The sequence below is a fragment of the Alcanivorax sp. HI0044 genome (assembly GCF_001634945.1).
Genome location: NZ_LWEZ01000905.1, coordinates 1 through 735, shown reverse-complemented (window position 1 = coordinate 735; position 735 = coordinate 1). Strand labels below are relative to the sequence as shown.

Annotated in this window: 2 protein-coding genes; one reads left to right on the top strand and one right to left on the bottom strand. The window is 54.4% G+C overall.

What is annotated here, in order from left to right:
* The coding region (locus A3730_RS29655) for a DUF2333 family protein (RefSeq protein WP_156501142.1) at positions 1 to 141 on the top strand (141 nt) is incomplete at its 5' end.
* 172 nt (positions 142 to 313) lie between these two features.
* On the opposite strand, the gene A3730_RS10705 is transcribed toward A3730_RS29655, so the two are convergent.
* On the bottom strand, positions 314 to 735 hold a 422-nt coding region (locus tag A3730_RS10705), incomplete at its 5' end, for a metal-dependent hydrolase (RefSeq protein ID WP_197477432.1).

Here is a 735-nt window from a genome sequence, read left to right as displayed (position 1 = left end):
CAGGAAACGGTGTGGAGCCCCTTGATTCTGAACGGCGACGGTTTTGGTATGCTGGCAAACCATTCCCTGGTCATGGCCAATTATGTGTCACGGGCCAATGCCGCGCTGATTGACTTGCGGAAATTGCTGCAGGAAGGGTGATAAAGGCAATTAATAGTTAACAGTGAATAATTAATAGCTGCGCGCCTAGCGCCAGTGATTTCTTGAAGCTAAGAGGCCGCGCCCAACCTTTGGACGCGGCCTCTTGCGTTTAAGGCAAAACAGACGGGTTTCGCGACGTTATTAACTCTTAATTATTCATTATTAATTCTGCTCACGCCGCGTTCTTCTCCTTCGGGGCCGGCAGGCTTTTACGCCATTCTTCGATCAACGCGCTGTTGTCGTCATCCCATGGATGGAAGCCGGGTTTCAGGTAGCTGAACCAGGCAGGGATGATGCTGCTGATCACGCCTCTGTAGCCAAACCCTTTCCACAGCCCTTTGGCCAGGGTGAGGGGTTTACGGTGCATATTGTCGCGCTTGAGCATCTGCCAGGTGAAGTAGCTGGAGAAGCCGATCAGGTAGGCGGTGCTGGAAAGGAACAGGCGCTGGCGCTCCAGGTAGTTGCCGTTCACGTCCTTGTACAGGTCGTAGGCTACGGCCTTGTGCTCGGTTTCCTCAATGGCGTGCCAGACCCACAGATCGCGCACCGCCGGGTCCATCTTTTTCATCAGGTCCGGGCGACGCAGAATGGCGT